Genomic DNA, 21,200 nt, shown 5'->3' on the forward strand with positions numbered 1-21,200 from the left:
CATGTCCCCGGTTCCTTCGAATAGGCGTTCATTCTTCCAAACGCGGCGCGGCGGGCGCCATATCGCTTGGGGTCTATGCCGTTCGTCGGGCAAACCGGCCTTGCTGTGCGGGGCAATCGCCGGTATCTTCTGCTTCCGCTGAGTTCAATGCACGCTGGGACTGGGACATGCCATGAAAATTCTGATCGCCGACGACCACCGGCTCGTCATCGAGGCGGTCAAAGCCAAGTTGTCGGAGCTCGAGCCCGGCATCGAGTTCGTCCTGGCGATGAGCGTCGACGAACTGCTTGCCGGTGCAACCGACGAGCTCGACCTGGCCCTGATCGACCTCAACATGCCCGGCGCCGACGGGCAGGCCCACATCGACGAAATCCGCCGCCGCCATCCGGCCGTGCCCGTCATCGTGCTTTCCGGCTACGAAGACCCGGCCATCATGCGCAGCGCGCTCGAACGCGGTGTGCTCGGATTCATTCCCAAGGCGTATTCGCCCGAGGTCATGCTGTCGGCCGTGCGGCTGGTGCTGGCCGGCGGCGTCTACGTGCCGCCCATGATGCTGACGGCGCTGCCGCCGGGCATCGTGGCCGGCGTGGCGCCCACGCAGAACGGCGAGGCGCGCTCCCCGGGCGCATCATCGGCAACGCTGGAGCACCTGCGCAGCGTGCTCACCGAGCGCCAGGTCGAGGTGCTGCAGCTACTCTCGCAGGGCAAGCCCAACAAGCTCATCGGCCGCAGCCTCGGCATCAGCGAAGGCACGGTCAAGATCCATCTGGCCGCGATCTTCCGCGCGCTGAATGTGCGCAACCGCACCGAAGCGGTGGTGGCTGCGCAGGCGCTGACCGAGGCGCAGCAGGCCTAAGCCGCGCGCAGCTGCGCGGCGGCCTCGGCTGCGTCTTCATCGCCGGGTTGACCTCCCGCTGCCGCCAACGTCCTCTTCTGCGCAATCGCTTCAGCAAGAAACTCCGCATCGCGCGCCACGCCCGAGAAGCGGCCTGAACCCCAGGTGTGCAGCCAGGGCAAGCCCAAAAAGTAGAGGCCGGGCACGGCCGTGACGCCGCGCTGGTGCACCGGCGAGCCACGTCCGTTGAACACCGGCGCATCCACCCACTCGAAGTCGGGCGAGAAGCCGATGCACCACAGCACGCTCGTGATGCCCGCCTCCTCCAGGTTGAGCCGCGTGCGTTCCTCGGGCGGTTCCCACACCGGCGTGTAGACCGAAGGCGGCGGTGCCTCGATGTCCCGGGCCGCAATGTGCCCGTCGATCGACGCGTTGATGCGGTTGTAGACGCTGTCCGCGCGGTCGAGGTTGTCGCGCAGGTTGGGCTTGAACGCGAGCACGCCGCCATCCAGGCCCTCGAGCAGGCCGAAGAGTTCCATGCCCTCCAGTGCGAAGCGCCGCAGGTCGATGTCGCGCCCGCCGTCGCGGCCGGTCACGTAGTGGTTGGTGTTGTCTCGCACGCCTTCGCGCAGCGGATGCTCGGTCACCGGCATGTCGTAATACTTCATGTCGGCGAGCCAGTCGACCACTTCGCGTCCGCGGTAGAAGCGGGCGCAGCGCGGTGCGTCGCCGGTGGCCACGTAGACCTTGCGTCCGGCCAGGTGCAGGTCTTCGGCGATCTGCGCGCCCGATTGTCCGCAGCCCACCACCAGCACCGCGCCTTCGGGCAGCTGCGCGGGGTTGCGGTACTGCGCCGAGTGGTACTGCACCACGCTCGCGGGCAACTTCTCGGCCAGGCGCGGCACGATCGGGCGGTGGTAGCCGCCCGAGGCCACGACGACCTGGTCGGCGGTGTAGCTGCCCGCATCGGTCTGCACGGCGAAGCGGTCATGGCTTCGCTCGCCCGTGCCCGGCACGCGCGACACGCGTTCGACCGTGACGCCTTCGATGGCCGGCGCCTTCACCTGCGCGACGAAGCCGGCCAGCCATTCGTTGATCTGGTCCTTCACCATGAAGCCGTGCGGATCGTCGCCGCCGTAGGACCAGCCCGGCAGCTGGCACTGCCAGTTGGGCGTGACCAGGCAGAACGAGTCCCAGCGCTGGGTGCGCCAGCTGTGCACCAGGCTGCGCTTCTCGATCACGAGGTGGTCGATGCCGCGCTGCTGCAGGCAGTGGCTCAGCGAGAGTCCGGCCTGGCCGCCGCCGACGATGATGACGCTGTAGTGGCTGCGCCCGCCATAGGGATAGGACATGGGATTCTTCTTTCTCTGGAGGAGGGGAGACATCAGTCGAAAGCGACGACGGTGACTTCGGCGTTGGCCGCATCGGCGAAGCGCGCGGCGATGTGCTCGATCTCGGCGAGCTGGTCCATGGCCTGCGAACACGCGAAGCCGTACTTGGCGCGCACGCGTTCGGAGGCCATGGCGAGCGCTTCGCGGCTGTGCTGGAGAAAATCGTCGAGCGCATAGCGCCGGCCGGGCGCAAGGAAGTCCTGCACCACGGAAGAGGGCGAGTAGCAGCGTGTTTCGCTGGCATCGGGCCAGCGGACCCGGAAGTGCATCACGGGCATGCGAGCGCCTCCTGCGGCGGCTGGATGAAGGCATCGCTGCCGAAGTCCCACAGCAGGGCCTCCTCGCCGCCGGCCCGCAATCGCACCTGCCGGGTCGCATCGACTTCGCCGACCACCGCGCAGGCGATGTCGCGCGCGGCGAAGCGGCTCAGCACCTGCGCCACCTGCGCCGGCGCCACGCTGAGCACGAAGCCGTAGCTCGGAAAGGACGAGAGCCAGCGCATCGGCGGAACTCCCGCGGGCCTGGGCAGCGCATCGATGTCGATGGTTGCGCCGACGCCCGAGCATTCGAGCAGCATCATGGCCGTGCCCACCGCGCCGGCCATGCTGATGTCCTTGGCGGCGCGGCTGAGGCCGTCCTCCGCAATGGAGGGCAGCACTTCGAGGTCGGCGCGCAGCCGCGCGGCCGGTGCCGAGGTCGATGCATTCCAGTAGGGAAAGGGCTCCTCGTAGGCGCCGCGCAGGTCGGCCGCCATCACCAGCAGGTCGCCGGGCTTCGCATCGAAGCTCGTCAGAAGCCGCCGCGCATGGCCGAGGATGGCCACCGCCAGCTGCGGCCGTTCGCTGCGGTTGTTGCTGTGGCCGCCCACCACCGGCACGCCGTAACGCACCGACGCCTCCGCCATGCCGCGCAGCACGTCGTCGGCTGGGCTCATGCCGGTGCTCCACAGTGCATCGACCACCGCCGTCGGTCGGCCGCCCATCGCATAGATGTCGCTCACGTTGACCATCACGCCGCAGTAGCCTGCGAACCACGGCATGCGCACAATGAAGTCTTCCACCATGCCTTCGATCGCGAACAGCAGGTAGCCGCCGTGGCCGTCGGGAATGGCCGCGCAGTCGTCGCCGATGGGCACGGCCTGTGCCAGCGCCGCGTGGCCGCCCGGCAGCGAGCGGCCGAGGGCCGACACCACGTCGCTGATGTCGCGCTTGTGCGCAAAGCCGCGCGAGGCGCGCAGGGCTTCGGCAATGGCGTGGACATTCGTCATGACAGCACCTTCGCGCGCGTGACGAAGCCGCTCACGGGATCGTGGCAGGGCGGATAGAAGTCCAGGTCGGCCTGCATGCGCGCATGCGGGCGCCCGTGGATCGAGGTCTCCTCGAGCATCTGCCAGCCCAGCTTGCGAAAGAGCGGCACGTTCTGCATCTGCACCTGCGCAAGAAAGGTGCTGCAGCCCAGCGCGTTGGCGCGCGACACCGCGAGCCGTATCAGCGTGGCGCCCAGGTGGCCCTGGCTGCGGAAGGCGGGATGCACCGCGAGGCGCGAGCCCCACCATTCGCCGGGTGCTGCGCCGCGATGGATGCGCACCGTGCCGACCACCTGTTCGGGCATGCCGCCGTTGCACGACATGGCCGCCAGCAGGTGGGCATGGCCGTCGATGGCATCGCGGTCGTCGCGCGCGAAGATGCCCTGCTCGATGCAGAACACCGCACGGCGCAGGGCCATGGCTTCGTCGCGCTCCCACTGCTGCGCGGCTTCCCGCACCAGGTATTCGACTGGGGCGTAGTGCAGGTCGAGTTCGCTGAGGTCGTCGATGCACAGCATGTTCAGCTTTCGCTTTCTTTTTCGTAGATCGAGAGCGACGAGCACGCGCCGCACTTGCCGCAGCCGGCCTTGATGTCGGCCGACCGCAGGCCGGCATTCACCACGCGCTCGCCGAGCGGCGCGAGCACCGATCTCATGAACTCCGGCGAAGGCGCGGGATGGTCCTCGAGCGGCGTGCCGCTGATCGGCACGAAGGGCACCACGAAGGGATACACGCCGCGCGCGAGCAACTGGTCGCAGATGTCGAGGATGGCTTCGCGCGTGTCGCCCAGGCCGGCCAGGATGTAGGTGCTGACCTGGCCGCGCCCGAACACGCCCACCGCCGCCTCGAACGCGCTCATGTAGCGCGAGATCGGCACCGTGGCCTTGCCCGGCATGATGCGTTCGCGCACCTCGGGCGTGACCACTTCGAGGTGCATGCCCAGCGTGTCGATGCCCGCGGCCTTCATGCGGTGGAACCACTGGTCGTCGTCGGGCGGCTCGCACTGGCCCTGGATCGGAATGTCGACCGCGGCCTTGATTGCGAAGGCGCTCTCGCAGAGGATGGCCGCGCCGCGGTCGGTGGCGTTGGGCGTGCCGGTGGTCATCACCATGTGCTTCACGCCGTCGAGCAGCACGGCGGCGCGCGCCACCTCGGCGAGTTGTTCGGGCGTCTTGCGCGCGATGGTGCGGCCGGCCGCGAGCGACTGGCCGATTGCGCAGAACTTGCAGCTCTTCTTGCGGCTCTCGTAGCGGATGCAGGTCTGCAGCACGGTGGTGGCGAGCACGTCGCTTCCGTGCAGCGTGGCGATGTGCGAATAGGGCACGCCGTCGAAGGTCTGCATCGCGTAGAAGCGCGGCTGCTTCGGAAAGCTGATGCGCGCAATGGGAATGCTGCCGCGCATCACGCGGCTCATGCCCTCTGCATCGGGCGCCTCGGCCGTGAAGGGCGAATGCCAGGCGCTGGAGGTGTGGACCGGCACCATGATCGTGTGGCCGTCCACGGTCACGGCCTTGTGGTCGGAGGGGCCCGCGCCGCCGCGGCGGCTGGCCGCGCCGGCCGAAGGATCAACCAGCCGCAACCCGAAGGACTGGAGCTCGGTCATCAGCTGCCGGCTGTCCGGCGGGGTCGTCGTGGCGATGGTCATGGTCGGGGCTCCGTGGAACGGTGGGGGTGGGGAAAGCGGCATGCATGGGCACGGTGGTCTCTGCCGGCCGGTCGTTGATGGCGAGGGACAGCAGCTCGGGCCGCGCGTAGTGGCCGACCGAATCCATCATTCGCTTGCGCTTGGCGATCAGCGCCATGTCGAGGTCGGCGACCACCATGCCTTCGCCCTCGGTGAGCGGCGGCGCCAGGTGCTTGCCTTCGGGCGAGACGATGGCGGTGTGGCAGCCGCCGCGCAGCGCCTTCTGCAGGTTGGCATCGGGCGTGACGCTGCGGATCTGCTCGTCGCTGAGCCAGCCGGTGGCGTTCACCACGAAGCAGCCCGACTCGAGCGCGTGGTGGCGGATGGTCACTTCCATCTGCTCCGCGAAGATCGGCCCCACCAGCGAGCCCGGGAATTGCGCGCAGTGGATTTCTTCATGCTGCGCCATCAGCGCGTACCGCGCGAGCGGGTTGTAGTGCTCCCAGCAGGCCAGCGCGCCGACGCGGCCGACGGCGGTGTCGACCACCTTGAGGCCGGCGCCGTCGCCCTGGCCCCACACCATGCGCTCGTGATAAGTGGGCGTGATCTTGCGGCGCTTGAGCAGCAGCGTGCCGTCGGCGTCGAACACCAGCTGCGTGTTGTAGAGGCTGCCGTGGTCGCGCTCGTTCACGCCCAGCACCACGACCATGTGGCGCGCACGCGCACGTTCGGCCACGGCCTGTGTGACCGGCCCCGGCACGACGACCGCGCGCTCCGCCAGCCGCAGGTGCGGCGCGCCCTGCAGCACCGGCGGCAGCACGAAGCTGAAGTAGGGGTAGTAGGGCACGAAGGTTTCGGGAAATACCGCCAGCTGCGCGCCCTTGGCGGCGGCCTCGTCGATGGCGCCGCACACCCGGTCGAGCGTGCCGTCGGGGCGGTCGAAGTCGGGCGCGATCTGGATCGCCGCGGCACGCACGATGCGGGGTGGGGAAGCCATCGCTCGGGTCCCGCCTTACAGCGTCCAGGTGTCGAGGATGACCGCGCCGGCCTTCTTGTGCAGCAGCACGATGTCCAGCACGTCGAGCGGATTGATCGGCTTGATGCCTTCGATGAGCGCGCCTTCGCCATGGCCGTACAGCGCCTGCAGCGCGAAGCGGCAGGCGTAGACCTTGCCGCCTTCTTCCATGAACTTGCTGATCTGCTTGTTGAAGTTCTGGTGGCCCGGAAAGGCCTCGTCGCCCAGCGTCGGAAAGCCGCGCTGCACGCCCAGCGTCACGCCGGGGCCGTAGAGCAGGACCGACGTCTCGTAGCCCTTGCGCCTGAGCCGCGTGGCCTGCAGCAGGTTGACGAAGCCGATCGAGCCCTCGAAGGCCACCGTGTGGAAGGTGACGAGCGCTTTCTCGCCAGGCTCGGCCTTGACGTCTTCGAACACCTTCTCTTCGTAGTCGACGAGGAACTCGCCTTTCTCGTTGCGGGGGCGGGTGACTTTGGGCATGGGGTACTCCGGTTGAGGGGTTGAACGCAGGTCTTGCGTGTCCTACTCTTCGCAGGCGATGTGCCAGCGCCCGGAGCGGGGCGTGCGATCAACGCGCGATCAACACGCGGCGGCGCGGGCCGCCAGTGGATAGAAATTTTTTCGGCACCCGAAAAGACCGGTGCGCAACCCTTCGGCAAGGCGCTCTCCGCACCGGAAAGACGCATCCGCCATGCGATCAATGCACCCGATCAATGGGGTTGATCGCACCTGATCGAAGCATTCGGTTCCTATGGAGCGGGCGCGATTCCTGCGTGCCGACCGGTGGCTGGATGCAATCAATGGATGCAATCAACTCCTCCGATGAATACGATCACCACCCACTGGCGCAAGCAGCTGCGCAACACCACCAGGCCCGCCTACCTGTTGCTGGCCGAGCTGATTGCCGACGACATCAAGACCGGACGCCTTGCCGTGCGCGACCGCCTGCCCACGCTGCGCGAACTCGCGGCCGACCTGGGGCTCAACTACACGACCGTGGCGCGCGGCTATGCCGAGGCGCGCAAGCGCGGCTTGATCGATTCGCGCGCCGGCACCGGCACCTTCATCCGCTCGGGCAGCCCGAGCCTGCGGCTGCGCGGCGGCAGCGGGGCCGAGATGACCATGAACATGCCGCCCGAGCCCGACGACGAGCACCTGATGGCGCGCCTGCACGACAGCGCAAGCAGGGCTTTTGCAGGGGCGGACCTGCACGACCTGCTGCGCTACCAGGACTTCGGCGGCACTGCGCACGACCGCGAGGCCGCGATGCGCTGGCTGCGGCCTTTCGTGCCCGGCGCGGGCATCGATCGCATCCTCGTGTGCCCGGGCATCCACAGCGTGCTCACGGCGCTGTTCTCGCAGCTGGCGCGGCCGGGCGAGCTGGTCTGCGTGGAGTCGCTCACCTATCCGGGCGTGAAGGCCATCGCGGCGCAGCTGGGCGTGCAACTGCAGGCGCTGCAGCTGGACGACGACGGCCCCATTGCCGACGCCTTCGAGCACGCCTGCAAGACGCTCAAGCCCAAGGCGCTGTATTGCAACCCCACATTGCTGAACCCGACCGCCGGCACCGTCTCGCGCGCGCGGCGCGAGGCGCTGGCCGACGTGGCGCTGCGCTATGCGGTGCCGATCATCGAGGACGACGCCTACGGCATGCTGCCGCGCCAGACCCCCGCCGCGCTGGCCACGCTGGCACCGGGGCTCACCTACTACGTGAGCGGCTTCTCCAAGTGCTTTGGCGCGGGCCTGCGCAGCGCCTACGTCTGTTCGCCCACGGTGGTCCAGTCGCAGCGGCTGGCCGGCGCGATGCGAGCCACCACCGTGATGGCCTCGCCCATCACCAATGCGCTGACCACGCTGTGGGTGGAAGACGGCACCGCCGAGGCCATGCTGCAGGCGGTGCGAAGCGAATCGGCGGCGCGGCAGGCACTGGCGGCACGCCACCTGGGCGCCAGCGGGCTGCAAGCGCATCCCGAAGGCTTTCACGCCTGGCTGCCGCTCACGCCCGGCTGGAGCCCGGTGGAGTTTGCCTCCTACCTGCGCACGCAGAACGTCGGCGTGGTGGCGAGCGCGGCGTTTTCGACCGATGGCGATCCGCCCGATGCCGTGCGCATCTGCCTGGGCGGCCCGATGTCGCGCGAGCAGTGCGACCAGGCGCTGCGGCTCATCGCCGACACGCTGGCGCATCCGCTGCATCCGCACGCCACGTTGCGCGGGGTGTGAAATCTCCGCGAATGACTGCTGCCCGGATGCGCCCCTTTCCTACGCAAGTCAGTGCTTCGAACGTCCAGTCTGGCGGTCGAGCCCATCCATTCTTTTTCACCACCGAAGGAGGCCATGGACAAGCCCGATGGAGGCGAGTCCGGTGTGTCGCACCATGCACGGCCCTCTTGATTGCGCGCTTCAGAGTCTCCAGCAGCTTGCCTATGCACGCATCGCGCGGGAATTCCTTCGCGCCAGGCAGCAGGGGCCGGATCTGCTTTCGCCCTACGACATCCTGATGGACGAGGCGCACCGCCGGGTGCTGCACTGGGAGCGGGTGCTCGCGGAGTTGCGGCTCCTGATCGACGATCCGCGCCAGATTGCAAGAGTCAAGGTCAGGCGAGCGCTCTATCTGCGCATGTTGCTGGAAAGCGCACCCATGCGCCTGCAATCGTGGAGCGACAGCGACAGCCTCGGCACCATGCCGAAGTCCCACTTGTTCGAATGGATTTCCTACGACTTCGAGCGGCTTGAACTGGCCGAACTGGAAGGCTCCATGTCGCCGGAGGAAGCCGCGTCCTACACGCAGGCACTCGACGCGCGGGCCAGCAGCATGCGCGAGGAGTGAGCGGGCTGCGCTGTCAGCCCCGGCCCAGCACGACGGCGCCCTCCTGGATGTAGCGATCGAATTCGATCTTGGGAATGGCCGCGGTCAGCGACTGGCCGCCTTCCTGCCAGGTGACCACGACGCTGTCGTCGGCCATGAGGATCTGGCAGTTCCCCTCGGGGATCTTCAGGTTCGGACCGTCGCCCGCACGGAACTCGACAGTGCCCACGATACGGCCGTCAATCTGCGTGGTGGAAGTCATAGGAATCCTCGAAAAGAAAGAACGCTGCAAACCCTTTTCTTCCGCATGCCGGTGCGCCGCTGTAGGCAGGGACAGCATTCCCGCGCCGGTTGCATGCCTGCGAGCGATTCGCTCGCAGTGCAGGAACGAGCCGACCCTGGCTGTGCCCGAAGAACGCTTACAGCGGACGTCGGGCGAAACCGACACCGGCCCCTGTTCGCTCGACCACCATTTCATTTGGAACCAGCGCATTGCGGCTGCCTCCCGGCACCCCCTTTTGCTGGCGATTTTTCAACCCGCCTCGATTTCAACGAGGCCCATGAATGAAGGAGTCATGACATGGCCAATTTCACGAACACTGCCGACACCGCCACCACCGAAGACGTGGTCAAGGTGCTGAACGACCTGCTCGAAACCTCGCGCGACGGTGAATACGGCTTCCGCGTTTGCGCCGAGGAGGTCGACTCGCCGCAGCTCAAGCAGGTCTTCCAGGGCCGCTCGGCCGATTGCGCCAAGGCTGCGGGAGAACTGGTCCAGCTCATCCGGCGTTTCGGCGGTTCGCCCGACGAAGGCGGCACGGTGACCGGCGCCATGCACCGCGGCTGGGTGCACGTGAAGGGCGCGGTGGGCGCCAACAGCGCGCACTCGATGCTCGAAGAGTGCGAGCGCGGCGAAGACGCTGCGGTGGCGCGCTACCGCAAGGCGCTGAAGGCCGATCTGCCGGCCGACGTGCGCGCCCTGATCCAGCAGCAGGCCGATGGTGCCAAGCGCAACCACGACCAGATCAAGCAGTTGCGCGATCAGACGAAGAAGTCGTGATTTGACGAAGAGGGACGGCTCCGCACCAACTCGCGACCGTCCGGGATGCGCGCCCTGTTGCGCCTCAGTTGGCGCAGCGGGCCTCGAGCGCATCGAGGAAGGAGCGGTCCCACCGGCCTTCCTTCATGGCCTGGATCGTGCGGGCCTCCGTGGCCAGGTGCGCATGGGCCTTCTCGATGAGCAACTCGGCTTCGTCGCGCGCGAAGGCCATCAGGCCGTCCTGGTCGCCCACCACGATGTCGCCGGGGTTCACCACCATGCCGCCCACCGAGACGGGCACGTTGATCTCGCCCGGGCCGTCCTTGTACGGGCCGCGGTGGTTGACGCCGCGCGCGTACACCGGAAAGTCGCGACCGCGGATCTCGGCCACGTCGCGGATGGCGCCGTCGAGCACCACGCCCACGGTGCCGATGGTTGCGGCATAGAACGACAGGATGCCGCCGATCACCGCATTGGTCACGTCGCCGCCCGCATCGATCACGAGCACGTCGCCGGGGCGGCAGAACTCGAAAGCCCGCATCATCGTGAAGTTGTCGCCGCCGCGCGTCTTCACGGTGACTGCCGTGCCCGCCATGGTCTTGTGTCCCGGGCGGTGGTAGGGCTCAAGGCCGACGCTGCCGATGTTGCGGTGCATGTTGTCGCTCAGCGCGGCGACCGGGATGTCGTGCAGCGCGGCGATGATCTCCGGTGCCACTTGCGGGGCCGACGGGTTCTTGCGGATGGCTTTGTAGGGCATGGGTGTTGTCCTCGGTAATTCAGGCACGCTTCAGCGCAGGGCGGCCACGGCCCGCGCGATGCGCGCGCAGCCTTCTTCCAGCGTCTCGATGGCGGTGGCGATGGAAAGACGAAAGTAGGGCGACAGCCCGTAGGCGGTGCCCGCGACCACGGCCACGCCCTCGCTCTCCAGCAGGTACATCACCACGTCGCCGTCTTGTTCCAGGCGCTTGCCCTGGGGCGTGGTCTTGCCGATCAGGCCGCCGCAGTGGACGTAGAGGTAGAAGGCGCCGGGTGGCGGGGTGCAGCGCAGGCCGGGGATGTCGTTGATGAGCGCGAGCGTGCGGTCGCGGCGCTGCTTGTAGACCGCCACGCTCTCGGCCACAAAACCCTGGTCGCCATTCATGGCGGCCGCGGCGGCCGCCTGGCTCACCGAGCAGCAGTTGCCGGTGGACTGCGACAGCAGCGTGTCCAGCGCCTGGACCAGATCCGCCGGCCCGGCCGCATAGCCGATGCGCCAGCCCGTCATCGCATAGGTCTTGGAGACGCCGTTGACCACCAGCGTGCGCTCGCGCAGCGCGGGCGCCACCGCGAGCAGATGCGGCGTGGCCTGGCCGTCGAAGCGGATGTGCTCGTAGATGTCGTCGGTCATCACCATCACGTGCGGATGGCGCTGCAGCACCTCGGCCAGCGCGCGGTATTCGTCGGCCGTGTAGCTGGCACCGGTCGGGTTGCTGGGCGAGTTGATCAGCAGCCAGCGCGTGCGCGGCGTGATCGCGGCCTCCAGCTGCGCGGGCGCCAGCTTGAAGCCGTTGGCTTCGGGGCAGGCCACGGTGACCGGCGTGCCTTCGCAGGCCAGCACCATGTCGGGGTACGACACCCAGTAGGGCGCGGGAATGATCACCTCGTTGCCCGGCTCCAGCGTGATCGCGAAGGCGTTGTAGATCGCGCTCTTGGCGCCGCTGGTGGCGATGATCTCGTTCAGTGCATAGCGCAGGCCGTTCTCGCGTTCCAGCTTGGCGGCGATGGCCTGCCGCAGCTCCACCGTGCCGGCCATCAGCGTGTAGCGCGTCGCGCCTTTCTCGATGGCGGCGGCCGCGGCCTGCCGGATGTGGGGCGGCGTGTCGAAGTCGGGCTCGCCCACCACGAGGTTCACGATCGACTTGCCCTGGCGGCGCAGCTCGTTGGCGCGGTCGGCGGCCGATGTGCTGGGCGAGGGCTTGATGCGCCGCACGCGGGCGGCAATGCGGGACGTGGTCACGTGACTTCCTGTGTCTGGGATTGCATGGACCGAACGGTACGCAGATCGAACAGGCGAGGCCAAGACGACTTTTCACTGGTCGTATAGGCGCAGCTTATGGTGAGCGCCTATACCGGCCATGCGGGGGCGGTGCTAGGCTCGGCTTTTGCTTGGGGGACAAGGCGTGAACCTGCGACGCCTCAAATATTTCGTGAAGATCGTGGACATCGGCAGCCTGACGCAGGCGGCCGAGGTTCTTTTCATCGCCCAGCCCGCGCTGAGCCAGCAACTGGCCACGCTCGAGGGCGAGGTGCGCCAGCAGCTGCTCGTGCGCACCAAGCGCGGCGTCACGCCCACCGAGGCCGGCAAGGTGCTGTACCGGCATGCACAGATCATCCTGCGCCAGTGCGAGCAGGCGCGCGTCGACATGGAAGCGGCCGGCGAAGGGCTGTCGGGCCAGGTGTCGGTCGGTCTTGCGCCCGGCACGGCGGCCTCGGCGCTCTCGCTGCCGCTGCTGCGCACCGTGCGCGCCCGCCACCCCGGCATCCTGCTCTACCTGAACGAGAACTACGGCACCACGCTGAGCGAGCTCATCATGAACGGCCGCATGGACCTGGCCGTGCTCTACGGCGACAAGGCCATCCATGGCCTCAGCTTCCAGCCGCTGCTCAAGGAGCCGCTGTTCCTGGTCGGGCCGGCCGCGATGCCGGCGCCGGCGCAGCCGGTGAAGCTGGCCGACCTGCGCGACATCGAGCTCTTCCTGCCGCGCCCCTACAACGTGGTGCGCAAGCTGGTCGATGCGGCTTTCGTGCGTGCGGGCATGGTGCCGCGCGTGGTGGCCGAGATCGAATCGGCCTTCACCCTGACGGCGGCCATTGCCGACGGGCTGGGCGCCACCATCCTGCCGGCATCGATGGCGCGCGAAGTGGTGGCGTCCTGCGGTGCCTGGCAATTCCAGATCGTCGACCCGGTCATCGAGGCGCCGCTGGCGCTGTGCCAGTCGGACCACCTGCCGCTCTCGGAGCCGGCGCAGGCGGTGAAGAGCATCCTGCTCGAGCTGGTGGTCGACCTCGCAGGCACCTTTGCGGCCACGCCCGAACCCGGTCTCGCCGCGCTGTCGTAACGTGCCGTCATAAGCCGGCCTTATCCCGGCACAGCCATTCCGTCTTGGGCTTTGCGCCCGCGGCCCGTTACCTTTCATGCCTGCCGTCACGCGTTCGCGGAATGCGTCGGCCACCAAGGATGTTCTGTCGCCACAGGCAGGCCCGGCATGAAGCAGGAACAGATCAAGACGCTCATCGACGCACTCGCCGCATCGGATCTTGCGGAGCTGGAGTACAGCGAAGACGGCAGCACGCTGCGGCTGGTGAAGCAGTCGGCCCTGAGGGCCGCGCCCACCGCGCGGCGCCCGGCCGCTGCGCGCCAGGCGCGCGCCGCGGTGTCCGCGGAACCGGCGCTGCCGGAGGCCGCCCCGGCCGAATGCCTCGCGCCGCTCTACGGCGTGGCGCACCTGCAGCCCGCCCCCGGGGAGCCGCCCTTCGTGCAGCCGGGTCAGGCCGTCGAGGCCGGGCAGCTGCTCTGCGTGATCGAGGCCATGAAGATGTTCAACGAAGTCCGCGCCGACGCTGCCGCCACCGTGCAGGCCGTGCTGGTGCGGTCGGGCCAGGAAGTGGATGCGGGGCAGCCCCTGTTCCGCTTCGGTTGAGGAAGGGCGCGCGATGTTCGATACCGTCCTCATTGCCAACCGCGGCGAGATCGCCTTGCGCATCCTGCGCGCCTGCCGCGGCCTGGGCCTCAGGACCGTGGTCGCGCATTCCGAAGCCGACGGCGAAGCCAGCTACGTCGCGCAGGCCGACCAGGCGCTGTGCATCGGGCCCTCCGCGCCGGGGCAGAGCTACCTGAACCAGTCCGCCATCCTCTTCGCTGCTGAAGTCAGCGGGGCGCAGGCCATCCACCCGGGCTACGGCTTCCTGTCGGAGAACGCGGGTTTTGCTGCGCGCGTGGAAGAGGCCGGCCTGGTCTTCATCGGCCCCAGCGCCGCCTGCATCCGCACCATGGGCGACAAGGTCTCGGCCAAGCGCGCGATGCGCAAGGCTGGCGTGCCCTGCGTGCCGGGGCCCGACGAAGGTCTGCCTGAAGACCCGGCCGCCGTGCAGGCCATCGCCCGCGAGATCGGCTACCCGGTGATCGTCAAGGCGGCGGGCGGCGGCGGCGGGCGCGGCATGCGCGTGGTGCACGACGAGGCGGCGCTGCTGAACGCGATGGCATTGACGCGCGAGGAAGCGCGCCAGGCCTTCGGCAACCCCGAGGTCTACATCGAGAAGTTCCTGCTGCACCCGCGCCACGTCGAGATCCAGGTGCTGGCCGACAGCCACGGCAATGCCGTGTGGCTGGGCAGCCGCGACTGCTCGCTGCAGCGCCGCCACCAGAAGGTGATCGAGGAGGCGCCGGCGCCCGGCATCGACGACGCGCTGATGGCCGAGGTGGGCGAGCGCTGCGCCGCCGCCTGCCGGCAGATCGGCTATTGCGGCGTGGGCACCTTCGAGTTCCTCTACGAGAAGGGCGCCTTCTATTTCATCGAGATGAACACCCGCCTGCAGGTCGAGCACCCGGTGACCGAGATGACCGCCGGGGTAGACATCGTGCAGCAGCAGTTGCGCATGGCGCGCGGCGAGCGCCTTGCGCTGGCGCAGCACGAGGTGCGATGCCAGGGCCACGCGATCGAGTGCCGCATCAACGCCGAGAACCCCGAGACCTTTGCACCCGCGCCCGGCCGCATCACCGGCTGGCAGGTGCCGGGCGGCTTCGGCGTGCGTGTCGATTCGCATGCCAACGCCGGCTACCGCGTGCCGCCTTACTACGACTCGATGATCGCCAAGCTGATCGTGCACGGCGCCACGCGCACTGATGCGCTCGACCGCATGCGCTTGGCGCTCGCCGAGATGCGCATCGACGGCATCGCCACCAACGTGCCGCTGCACCGCGAACTGCTGCGCGACGAGGGCTTTGCCGTCGGCGGCGTGGACATCCATCACCTCGAACGCTGGCTGCAGCAAAGGAATGCGGCGTGATCGCGCAGCGCCCATCCCTCAGCCTGCTGGGCACGACCGCGCTGCTCTTCGAGGCGCCCGGCGAGATGAACCTCGACTCGCAGCAGCGCATCTGGGCGCTGGCGCACGAGGCACAGGCCTGGCCTGAGATTCGCGAAGCCGTGCCGGGCATGAACAACCTGATGCTGACCTTCCTGCGCCCGCCGCGCGGCCTCGGCGCGCTCGAAGCCCTGGAGGCACGCCTGCGCGATGCGTGGGATGCGGCCATCGCGCTGCCGCGGGAGGGCCGGGTGGTCGAGTTGCCCGTGGTCTACGGCGGCGCGGGCGGTCCGCACATGGCCGACGTGGTGGCGCACACGGGCCTCAGCATCGAGCGGATCGTCGAGCTGCACAGCGCGCCGCTCTATCCGGTGTACGCGCTCGGCAGCCATCCGGGCTACTGCTACCTGGGCGGCATGGACGCGCGCATCGCCACGCCGCGCCGCAAGGTGCCGGTGCTGAGCATTCCGGGCGGCGCGGTGTCGATCGGCGGCGCGCAGACCGGCGTGTCGGCCTCGGCCGGGCCCAGCGGCTGGAACACCATCGGCAGCACCTCGATGTCCTTCTTCGATCCCGCGCAGGACCCGCCGGCGGCGCTGCAGCCGGGCGACATGATCCGTTTTCGCGTGGAGGGCATCGTCCGATGATCGAAGTGCTTTCATCGGCGGCGCTCGCCACCGTGCAGGACCTGGGGCGCACCGGCAGCCTGCGCTGGGGCGTCGGCACCTCGGGCGCCATGGACAACCTGGCGCTCGCGGCCGGCAACCTGCTGCTGGGCAATGCGCTCGACGCGGCCGCCATCGAAGTGCCGGTGTTTCCCTTCAAGGTGCGCTTCGGCGAGGACTGCGCCTTTGCGTTGACCGGCGCCGATTGCGCGGCCCGGCTGGACGACCAGCCGCTCTTGCCCTGGTGGGTCCACCAGGCGCGGGCCGGGCAGGTGCTGACGCTGGGCCTGCCGCAAGGCGGCGCGCAGCGCGGCAGCCGCGCCATGCTGTGCCTGGCCGGCGGGGTCGACGTGCCCGAAGTACTGGGCTCGCGCAGCACGCAGCTGCGCGGCGCCTTCGGTGGCCACGAAGGGCGCGCGCTGCGCCGGGGCGACGTGCTGCGCGCGGCAGGCGCGGGCGCCGCGTGCAAGACCGGCTTCGGCCTGGTGCCGCCCGCGCTCGCACTGCCGCTGCAGCAGGGCGGCGTGGCGGCGGTGCGCGTCTTGCCAGCGGCCGAATACATGGGCTTCGAACCCGCGTCGCGTGCCGCCTTCTGGGCCGGCGAATGGAAGATCACCTCGCAGAGCGACCGCTACGGCTACCGCCTGGAGGGCGAGGCGCTGCGCCCCATCGCGCCGATGGAACTGCGCTCGCACGGCATCGTGCCGGGCGTGATCCAGGTGCCGCACAGCGGGCAGCCGATCATCCAGATGCGAGACGCCCAGCCCTCGGGCGGCTACCCCAAGTTCGGCACGGTGATCGAGGCCGACATGTGGCGCCTCGGCCAGGCGCCGATCGGCAGCCGCGTGCGCTTCATCGAAACCGGCTGGGACGAGGCCGTGGCCGCCCTCGACGAAGTGCGCGCCTGGCTCGACAAGGTGGCGCGCATGGTGGAACTGCACCGCGGCGCACCCGCGGCAAGGCGCTGACATGCAAGACGTCGTGCTGCAAGCCAGCCAGTTCGCCGCGTGGCTGGCCGACACGGACATCGGCCTGTTCGAATTGCGCACGCCGCACGGAAGCTTGCGGCTGGGGCGGCAGGGCGACGACATCGTGGTTCTGCCGGCATCCGATGCGCGAGAGGCCGCTGCCGTCGAGCCAGCCGTGGTCCGGGCGCCCTCGGTGGGGGTGTTCCTGCACGGCCACCCGCTGGCCGGCGCACCGCTGGCTCGCATCGGCGAGCACGTGCCGGCCGGGCAGACCGTCGGCCTGCTGCAGATCGGGCCGCTCTTTCTGCCGGTGGTCACGGCCGAGGCCGGCGAGATTGCCGCCATGTGCGTTGGCCATGGCCTCCCTGTCGGCTACGGCACGCCGCTGGTCGAACTGCATTTGCATCCCCTCTGACGAGCAAGGACACCCCATGGACATCGACCTGAATGCAGATCTCGGCGAGGGCTTCGGCCCCTGGCGCATGGGCGAGGACGAAGCGCTGCTGGACATCGTTTCTTCCGCCAACGTGGCCTGCGGCTTTCATGCGGGCGATCCGGTCATCATGGACCGCACCGTGCGCATGGCGCGCGCGCGGGGCGTCGACGTGGGGGCGCACGTGGGCTTTCCGGACCTGCTCGGGTTCGGCCGCCGGCCGATGCAGATCGAGCCGAAGGAACTCGTCGCCTACGTTCTCTACCAGCTGAGCGCGCTGGACGGCATGGCGCGCACCGCCGGCCACCGCATGACGCACATGAGCTTTCACGGCGCGCTCGGCAACATGGCCGCGGCCGATGCGGCGTTTGCCGAACCGCTGGTGCGCGCGGTGGCGGATTTCGATCCGACGCTCATCGTCAGCTCTTCCGCCAGCCGCGCCATCGAGGATGCCGCCGCGCGCTGCGGCCTGCGCGTGCGCACCACCTTCCTGGCCGACCGCGCCTGCGACGACGACGGCCTCCTGGTGCCGCGCAAGCTGCCCGATTCGGTGATCCACGACCGGAGCGCGGTGCTGGCGCGCGTGCGCCAGCTGCTGGAGGAGGGCACCGTCACCAGCTACAGCGGCCGGAAGATCCCGATGCGCGCGCATTCGATCCTGCTGCACGGCGACACGCCCGGGGCGGTGGACCTGGCCCGGGCCGTGCGCGGCGTGGTCGAGCAGGCGGGGCGCGTGGTGCCCATCTCGAAGCAGTCGGACCAATAGCCACAGAAAGCTCCGGAGCCCGGACATGGTGCTTACCCTAGGTCGTACGCACGAACACGGGGCAACATAAGGGCGGCTTATCGCTCCACAGCCAATCCGTCTTGGCGCCGCGAAGAAGCGGTCGATACAGTGAATTCAACGCAAAGCAGCGATCTCCAGTTCCAACGAAAGAAACAAAGATGCCGTTCTCTGACTACAAGACCGCGCTGGTGACGGGGGCCTCCTCGGGCATCGGCGCCGCCGTCGTCGAACGCCTCTGCAAGGAAGGCCTCCAGGTCCATGCGCTGGCGCGCAGCGCCGACAAGCTGGCCGACCTGGCCGCGCGCACCGGCTGCATTGCACACGCCATCGACGTGAGCGACCTCGCCGGCATCACCCGCCTCACGCAGGAGGTGGAGTTCGACGTGCTGGTCAACAACGCCGGCGTGGACCGCCCCGGCTCGATCCTCAAGGCCGACGCCGAGGGCATCGACCTGCTGGTCGACGTGAACCTGCGCGCCGTGCTGCACCTGTGCCGCCTCGTGGTGCCCGGCATGGCCGCACGCGACCGCGGCCACGTGGTCAACATCAGCTCCATTGCAGCGGCCTACAACTTCGGCGGCAACAGCACCTACCACGCGACCAAGGCGGCCGTGAGCATGCTGTCGCGCCAGCTGCGCATCGACGTCTTCGGCAAGCGGGTGCGGGTGACCGAGATCTGTCCGGGGCGCGTGGCCACCGACATCTTCGCGCACGTGCACGGCGACTCCGAAGAAACCTACAAGCGCTTCGTCGAAGGCTACGAGCTGCCGCAGGCCGAGGACATCGCGAACGCCATCGCCTTTGCGATTGCGGCGCCCATTGCGGTCAACGTGGGCCACATGGAAATCACGCCCACGCTGCAGGTGCCCGGCGGGCTCTCGACCACGCGGCCGGAAGCGCCGCAGGCCTGAGTGGCACCACGTCCACAAGCCAGGCAAAGGAACCGCGCATGAAGGACTTCGACCTGCTGGCGATCCTGCTGAAACCGGAGTTCGGTGCGATGCTCTGGCACGGGCTGCAGGAGACGCTGAAGATCGCGGCCGGTTCCTGGCTGCTGGCCATGGCCATGGCGGTCGTGTTGCTGGTCGTGCGCCTCACGCCGAGCCGGCTGGCCGAACGCGTGGTGGCCGGCTATGTCTCCTATCACCGCAACGTGCCGACGCTGGTGCAGCTCATGCTCTGGTACTTCGGCATCTTCAGCCTGCTGCCCGATGCGCTGCAGGGCTGGCTCTCGGCGCACAACGCGGAAACGATTCTCTCGATCGTCGCGCTCGGACTCTGCCAGGCCGCCTATTTCAGCGAAGACATGCGCTCGGGCCTGCGCTCCATCCCGGCCGGCCAGGCCGAGGCCGCGCGCGCGCTGGGCCATGGCTACATCGGCTCGATGCGCCACGTGATGCTGCCGCAGGCCATCCGCAACGCGGTGCCAGCACTGGTGAACCACAGCGTGTCGCTGTTCAAGAACAGCAGCCTGGCCATGGCCATCGGCGTGGCCGAGCTGACCCATGCGGTGAAGGAAATCGAAAGCCAGAGCTTTCGCACCTTCGAGGCCTACAGCATGGCAACGGTGCTGTACCTAGTGTGCTCGCTGCTCATCATGGCGGTGGGCGGCTGGCTGTCGCGGCGCTACCGCATCGTGGGAGCGAGGTAGGCCATGTTCAGCGTCTTTGAAATCCTTCGCGACAACTGGCTACTGCTGCTCATCGGCCAGTATCCGAGCGGCCCGCTCGGCGGCATCGTCGCCACGCTGATCCTGTCGGTGCTGGGCATCGTGCTGGCGTTTCCGCTCTCGGTGCTGCTGGCGCTCGCGCGGCTGTCGCCCTGGCGCCTGCTGCGCTGGCCGGCCACGGTGCTGGTCTACGTGGTGCGCGGCGTGCCGCTCCTGATGGTGATCCTGTGGGTCTACTTCCTGGTGCCGATCCTGATCGGTCGGGATGTGTCGGGCTTCACCACCATGCTGTGCACGCTGGTGATCTACGAGGGCGCCTACCTGTCGGAGGTGGTGCGCGCCGGCATCCAGGCCCTGCCCAAGGGACAGACCGAAGCGGCACGCGCGCTCGGCCACAGCCACCTGGGCACCATGTGGTTCGTGATCCTGCCGCAGGCGCTCTATAACATGCTGCCGAGCATGCTGAGCCAGTTCATCTCCACCATCAAGGAGACCACGCTGGGCTACGTGATCAACGTGCAGGAGCTGACCTTCGCGGCCAACCAGATCAACAACCAGCTGCTGACCAAGCCGTTCCAGGTGTTCTTCATCCTGGCGATGACGTACTACGTCGTCTGCTTCAGCCTGACCCAGCTGGCGCTGTGGCTGGAGCGGCGCGTGGCCCACAAGCGGCTCGGCGCAGCCACTGCGAAGACATCCGAAGACGGTGTGTCGCTGCCGCCACCGGTGGTGGTGAATCCGTAAGGCCGCGCCCGACGGCCATCGACAGGAAAACAAGGAGACAGATCCATGAAACCCGTTCCACATCCCGCAGGGGATGACACCATGATCCTGTTCTCCAACATCAACAAGTGGTATGGCGACTACCAGGCGCTCGCCGACGTCAACGCCGAGGTGAAGAAGGGCGAGGTGGTGGTGGTCTGCGGGCCTTCGGGCTCCGGCAAGTCCACCCTGATCCGCACCGTCAACCGGCTGGAAGAAGTGAAGTCGGGGCAGCTGCTGTTCGACGGCCACGACATCCACGCGCCCATGAGCAGCGCGGCGCTCAACAAGCTGCGCAGCCGCATCGGCTTCGTGTTCCAGAGCTTCAACCTGTTTCCGCATCTCTCGGTGCTGGAGAACATCATGCTGTCGCCCGTGCGCGTGCTCGGCGTTAAGCGGGCCGAGGCGAAGGCAAGGGCGGCGCAGCTGCTCGAGCGCGTGGGCCTGTCGAACAAGGCCGGCGCCTACCCGGCGCAGCTTTCGGGTGGGCAGCAGCAACGCGTGGCGATTGCCCGCGCGCTGGCCATGGAGCCGCCCGCCATGTTGTTCGACGAACCCACCAGCGCGCTCGACCCCGAGATGGTGGGCGAGGTGCTGTCGGTGATGCGCAGCCTTGCCAACGACGGCATGACCATGATGTGCGTCACGCACGAGATGAACTTCGCCCGCGAAGTGGCCGACCGCGTCTGGTTCATGGACGCGGGCCGCATTCTCGAGAAGGCCGACCCCGAGACCTTTTTCACCAGCCCGCAGCATCCGCGCGCGCAGCGCTTCCTGTCGGACTTGCGCGCGCACTGATTGATCGTCGTTTTCTTCATCCCCTCGAATTTATCCAG

At 68.4% G+C, this 21,200-nt stretch carries 25 protein-coding genes; 15 read left to right on the plus strand and 10 right to left on the minus strand.

What is annotated here, in order from left to right; translation table 11 throughout:
• Positions 1–172: 172 nt before the first annotated feature.
• Complete coding sequence (locus ACJ7Z0_RS19060) at positions 173–856, plus strand: response regulator (protein WP_431125246.1); 684 nt, start codon at positions 173–175, stop codon at positions 854–856.
• On the opposite strand, the gene ACJ7Z0_RS19065 is transcribed toward ACJ7Z0_RS19060, so the two are convergent.
• From ACJ7Z0_RS19065 to ACJ7Z0_RS19095, 7 genes are read right to left on the minus strand one after another with little or no spacing between them, the layout of a single operon-like run.
• Positions 853–2,187 (minus strand): MSMEG_0569 family flavin-dependent oxidoreductase, encoded by a 1,335-nt coding sequence (locus ACJ7Z0_RS19065; RefSeq protein ID WP_434791087.1) that lies wholly within the window; start codon positions 2,185–2,187, stop codon positions 853–855. The genes ACJ7Z0_RS19060 and ACJ7Z0_RS19065 overlap by 4 nt on opposite strands.
• A 32-nt stretch (positions 2,188–2,219) precedes the next feature.
• Positions 2,220–2,504, minus strand: a complete 285-nt coding sequence (locus ACJ7Z0_RS19070; protein ID WP_434791088.1) for an MSMEG_0570 family nitrogen starvation response protein — start codon at positions 2,502–2,504, stop codon at positions 2,220–2,222.
• Complete coding sequence (locus ACJ7Z0_RS19075; RefSeq protein ID WP_434791089.1) at positions 2,495–3,493, minus strand: sll0787 family AIR synthase-like protein; 999 nt, start codon at positions 3,491–3,493, stop codon at positions 2,495–2,497. Before ACJ7Z0_RS19075 ends, ACJ7Z0_RS19070 begins: the two co-directional genes overlap by 10 nt.
• Entirely contained in the window at positions 3,490–4,050 is a 561-nt protein-coding gene (locus ACJ7Z0_RS19080; protein WP_431125238.1) for an MSMEG_0567/Sll0786 family nitrogen starvation N-acetyltransferase, read from the minus strand. Before ACJ7Z0_RS19080 ends, ACJ7Z0_RS19075 begins: the two co-directional genes overlap by 4 nt.
• 2 nt (positions 4,051–4,052) lie before the next feature.
• Positions 4,053–5,135: an MSMEG_0568 family radical SAM protein gene (locus tag ACJ7Z0_RS19085; RefSeq protein ID WP_434792689.1), complete on the minus strand. Its 1,083-nt coding sequence runs from the start codon at positions 5,133–5,135 to the stop codon at positions 4,053–4,055.
• A complete protein-coding gene (locus ACJ7Z0_RS19090) occupies positions 5,098–6,153 on the minus strand; it encodes a Nit6803 family nitrilase (protein ID WP_434791090.1) in 1,056 nt (351 codons plus the stop codon). The genes ACJ7Z0_RS19085 and ACJ7Z0_RS19090 overlap by 38 nt, the downstream gene beginning before the upstream one ends.
• Before the next feature lie 15 nt (positions 6,154–6,168).
• Complete coding sequence (locus tag ACJ7Z0_RS19095; RefSeq protein ID WP_431125235.1) at positions 6,169–6,651, minus strand: MSMEG_0572/Sll0783 family nitrogen starvation response protein; 483 nt, start codon at positions 6,649–6,651, stop codon at positions 6,169–6,171.
• A 342-nt stretch (positions 6,652–6,993) separates the two neighbouring features.
• On the opposite strand from ACJ7Z0_RS19095, the gene ACJ7Z0_RS19100 reads away from it, so the two are divergent.
• Together ACJ7Z0_RS19100 and ACJ7Z0_RS19105 are read left to right on the plus strand one after the other, a co-directional pair.
• Positions 6,994–8,391, plus strand: coding sequence for an aminotransferase-like domain-containing protein (locus ACJ7Z0_RS19100; protein WP_434791091.1), 1,398 nt, complete (start codon positions 6,994–6,996; stop codon positions 8,389–8,391).
• Positions 8,392–8,545: 154 nt separating this feature from the next.
• On the plus strand, positions 8,546–8,998 hold the full coding sequence (locus ACJ7Z0_RS19105) for a DEAD/DEAH box helicase family protein (protein ID WP_434791092.1): 453 nt from the start codon (positions 8,546–8,548) through the stop codon (positions 8,996–8,998).
• A 13-nt stretch (positions 8,999–9,011) separates the two neighbouring features.
• Here the strand turns inward: ACJ7Z0_RS19105 and ACJ7Z0_RS19110 are convergent, their stop codons facing one another.
• On the minus strand, positions 9,012–9,239 hold the full coding sequence (locus ACJ7Z0_RS19110) for a hypothetical protein (RefSeq protein WP_431125230.1): 228 nt from the start codon (positions 9,237–9,239) through the stop codon (positions 9,012–9,014).
• Positions 9,240–9,557: 318 nt separating this feature from the next.
• Here ACJ7Z0_RS19110 and ACJ7Z0_RS19115 point away from each other — a divergent pair, with 318 nt between their 5' ends.
• Positions 9,558–10,037 carry a ferritin-like domain-containing protein gene (locus ACJ7Z0_RS19115; RefSeq protein WP_434791093.1) on the plus strand — a complete coding sequence of 160 codons (480 nt, stop codon included), beginning with the start codon at positions 9,558–9,560 and terminating at the stop codon, positions 10,035–10,037.
• Positions 10,038–10,101: 64 nt separating this feature from the next.
• Here ACJ7Z0_RS19115 and ACJ7Z0_RS19120 read toward each other — a convergent pair whose 3' ends face one another.
• Positions 10,102–10,773, minus strand: a complete 672-nt coding sequence (locus ACJ7Z0_RS19120; RefSeq protein WP_434791094.1) for an RraA family protein — start codon at positions 10,771–10,773, stop codon at positions 10,102–10,104.
• Positions 10,774–10,803: 30 nt separating this feature from the next.
• Positions 10,804–12,012: an aspartate transaminase gene (locus ACJ7Z0_RS19125; protein WP_434791095.1), complete on the minus strand. Its 1,209-nt coding sequence runs from the start codon at positions 12,010–12,012 to the stop codon at positions 10,804–10,806.
• Positions 12,013–12,175: 163 nt separating this feature from the next.
• Between ACJ7Z0_RS19125 and nac the strand changes: the two genes are divergently transcribed.
• The 11 genes from nac (at position 12,176) to ACJ7Z0_RS19180 (ending at position 21,162) form a co-directional block, all read left to right on the plus strand.
• Positions 12,176–13,114, plus strand: a complete 939-nt coding sequence (gene nac / locus ACJ7Z0_RS19130) for a nitrogen assimilation transcriptional regulator NAC (RefSeq protein WP_055802116.1) — start codon at positions 12,176–12,178, stop codon at positions 13,112–13,114.
• Positions 13,115–13,261: 147 nt separating this feature from the next.
• A complete protein-coding gene (locus ACJ7Z0_RS19135) occupies positions 13,262–13,696 on the plus strand; it encodes an acetyl-CoA carboxylase biotin carboxyl carrier protein (RefSeq protein ID WP_434791096.1) in 435 nt (144 codons plus the stop codon).
• A 13-nt stretch (positions 13,697–13,709) separates the two neighbouring features.
• Positions 13,710–15,062, plus strand: coding sequence for an acetyl-CoA carboxylase biotin carboxylase subunit (gene accC, locus ACJ7Z0_RS19140; protein ID WP_434791097.1), 1,353 nt, complete (start codon positions 13,710–13,712; stop codon positions 15,060–15,062).
• Positions 15,059–15,727 carry a 5-oxoprolinase subunit PxpB gene (gene pxpB, locus ACJ7Z0_RS19145; protein WP_434791098.1) on the plus strand — a complete coding sequence of 223 codons (669 nt, stop codon included), beginning with the start codon at positions 15,059–15,061 and terminating at the stop codon, positions 15,725–15,727. The genes accC and pxpB overlap by 4 nt, the downstream gene beginning before the upstream one ends.
• Entirely contained in the window at positions 15,724–16,713 is a 990-nt protein-coding gene (locus ACJ7Z0_RS19150) for a 5-oxoprolinase subunit C family protein (RefSeq protein WP_434791099.1), read from the plus strand. The genes pxpB and ACJ7Z0_RS19150 overlap by 4 nt, the downstream gene beginning before the upstream one ends.
• Position 16,714: 1 nt before the next feature.
• Complete coding sequence (locus tag ACJ7Z0_RS19155; RefSeq protein ID WP_434791100.1) at positions 16,715–17,128, plus strand: acetyl-CoA carboxylase biotin carboxyl carrier protein; 414 nt, start codon at positions 16,715–16,717, stop codon at positions 17,126–17,128.
• Between the two features lie 16 nt (positions 17,129–17,144).
• Positions 17,145–17,912 carry a LamB/YcsF family protein gene (locus ACJ7Z0_RS19160; RefSeq protein ID WP_434791101.1) on the plus strand — a complete coding sequence of 256 codons (768 nt, stop codon included), beginning with the start codon at positions 17,145–17,147 and terminating at the stop codon, positions 17,910–17,912.
• A gap of 179 nt (positions 17,913–18,091) precedes the next feature.
• Positions 18,092–18,844: an SDR family oxidoreductase gene (locus ACJ7Z0_RS19165; RefSeq protein WP_434791102.1), complete on the plus strand. Its 753-nt coding sequence runs from the start codon at positions 18,092–18,094 to the stop codon at positions 18,842–18,844.
• Between the two features lie 38 nt (positions 18,845–18,882).
• Entirely contained in the window at positions 18,883–19,584 is a 702-nt protein-coding gene (locus ACJ7Z0_RS19170) for an amino acid ABC transporter permease (RefSeq protein WP_319443232.1), read from the plus strand.
• 3 nt (positions 19,585–19,587) lie between these two features.
• Positions 19,588–20,346 (plus strand): amino acid ABC transporter permease, encoded by a 759-nt coding sequence (locus ACJ7Z0_RS19175; protein ID WP_434791103.1) that lies wholly within the window; start codon positions 19,588–19,590, stop codon positions 20,344–20,346.
• An 81-nt stretch (positions 20,347–20,427) separates the two neighbouring features.
• Entirely contained in the window at positions 20,428–21,162 is a 735-nt protein-coding gene (locus tag ACJ7Z0_RS19180) for an amino acid ABC transporter ATP-binding protein (RefSeq protein ID WP_055801160.1), read from the plus strand.
• The last annotated feature ends 38 nt before the right edge of the window (positions 21,163–21,200 follow it).

Source organism: Variovorax palleresanus (genome assembly GCF_051144945.1).
GTDB lineage: Bacteria > Pseudomonadota > Gammaproteobacteria > Burkholderiales > Burkholderiaceae_C > Variovorax > Variovorax paradoxus_S.